Source organism: Bifidobacterium tibiigranuli (assembly GCF_009371885.1).
In the GTDB taxonomy this organism is placed as follows: domain Bacteria; phylum Actinomycetota; class Actinomycetes; order Actinomycetales; family Bifidobacteriaceae; genus Bifidobacterium; species Bifidobacterium tibiigranuli.
Genome location: NZ_QLZA01000020.1, coordinates 1 through 2,152, shown reverse-complemented (window position 1 = coordinate 2,152; position 2,152 = coordinate 1). Strand labels below are relative to the sequence as shown.

The 2,152-nt window shown below is 31.5% G+C and carries 1 protein-coding gene; it reads left to right on the top strand.

Annotated features, from left to right (window positions below; all coding sequences use genetic code 11):
* Nucleotides 1-359 precede the first annotated feature (359 nt).
* Nucleotides 360-1,559: an IS110-like element ISSep2 family transposase gene (locus DDF78_RS11555; protein WP_272914513.1), complete on the top strand. Its 1,200-nt coding sequence runs from the start codon at nucleotides 360-362 to the stop codon at nucleotides 1,557-1,559.
* Nucleotides 1,560-2,152: the final 593 nt, after the last annotated feature.

Genomic DNA, 2,152 nt, shown 5'->3' with positions numbered 1-2,152 from the left:
ACCTGAAGGTACAATAATTAAAGTAGATTTAAATGAAAATAAAGAACTTGATTGTAAGGTTGTTAAACCTACGTCTTAATCTAGCAAAATATTAATATGTAAAATAAAACATACTAAGATTAGCTATGAAGAAATCTATGACGATAGATTTTTTCATAGCTATTTTTTATAGTTATAGAGAGAAGTAGACTGTCCAGACTCTTGGATTTTAAATCCGTATAAAAAACAAGTCAGCTTTACTCTCGCCTTTTGAAATTCGTTTGTAGTATGTTGGGTTCTTGAAACCGTGTATAGGAAAATGAAATGAGAAAGGTTAAGTAAAGTTTTTAGCTTCTCAATTATTCAAAGGAGGTTTTTTTATCGATTACTTAGGTGTTGATATTAGTAAAAGAAGTAGTGTAGTTGCACATTATAAAAATGGAAAATTCCAAAAAGAGTTTTTCATCCAGAATAATAAAAATGGTTACAATTATTTACTCAAGTATTTGAATGACTTAGACCACCCACAACTCATTTTTGAATCTACAGGTATCTATTCAAGAGGTATGGAACGATTTTGTTGTGTAAATCAAATTAACTATATTCAAATGAATCCGTTAGAAGCCAAATTTAAAACGAGCGCTCTAAGATCATGGAAAACTGATCAGGCAGATGCTCATAAGCTTGCTTGTTTAGGACCGACGCTTAAACAAACAGGCAACTTACCTATACATGAGTTAATATTCTTTGAATTAAGAGAACGCGTCCGTTTTCATCTAGAAATCGAGAATGAACAAAATCGACTTAAATTTCAGATCCTTGAATTACTCCATCAAACATTCCCTGGTTTAGAAAGATTATTTAGTAGTCGATATTCAATCATTGCACTCAACATCGCAGAAATCTTTACTCATCCAGACATGGTTCTTGATATCGACAAGGAGGTACTGATTACACATATATTCAATTCTACAGATAAGGGAATGTCAATGGATAAAGCTACAAAATATGCACTTCAATTAAGGGTGATTGCTCAAGAAAGCTATCCTAATGTCGATAGACATTCCTTTCTAGTCGGAAAATTACGCTTACTTATTCAACAAGTAAAACAATCTATTCATCATCTCAAACAATTAGATGATGCCATGATTCAATTAGCACAACAACTCGATTATTTTGAAAATATTCATTCGATACCTGGTATTGGTAAGCTAAGCACAGCTATGATTATTGGGGAGATTGGTGATATTAAGCGATTTAAATCAAATAAACAACTCAATGCTTTTGTTGGCATTGATATCAAACGATATCAATCAGGTCATACACACTGTAGAGATACCATCAACAAGCGTGGTAATAAAAAAGCGAGAAAACTTTTATTTTGGGTGATTATGAATATAATAAGAGGGCAGCATCATTATGACAATCATGTCGTCGATTATTACTACAAACTAAGAAAGCAGCCTAATGAGAAACCTCATAAGACTGCCATCATTGCTTGTATAAATCGATTATTAAAAACAATTCATTATCTTGTAATGAATCATAAATTGTACGATTATCGAATGTCACCACATTAGCCAAACGTACAATCAAATATAGTTTAACACCTTATTCAAAAAAATTAAAATGAACGGTTTAGTTAAGTAATGCTTATTTTAATTATAAGTACTTGACTAATCGTAGGAAGAGGCTGGGACAAAAAGTTCCAAGATAAGTAAAAAAAGACAATTTCTATTGAAATAATATAGAAATTGTCTTTTTTATAATTTTTTGATTATTTTCAGTTCGTTGATCTGTTACTTTTCTTATATTAAGCCACGATGATGTCTGAATTCATCGAATTCAGTATCGGGAATTGTTTCTGCAATATCATTTACATGTCGTGAAATATCATTCGCGGGGATAAGAACTGAAGTTTCCATTAGTAGAGTATGTTGAGTCATGTTATATTCTTTATACATAAGGCACCTCGTTAATTTAGTTTATTGGTATTTATTAAATTATACGAAAGGGCCTTATTTTTTAAAGTATTTTAATATAAAATTACATATAAGCACAAAGTATTTTGGCGAGACTCTTGAGGGAACAGGACAAGCTGAAGACTACAGGCTGAAGCTGTCCCCTAAGAAAGCGAGCCAACAATACGAAGTATTGTAAATAAAGAAGCCAG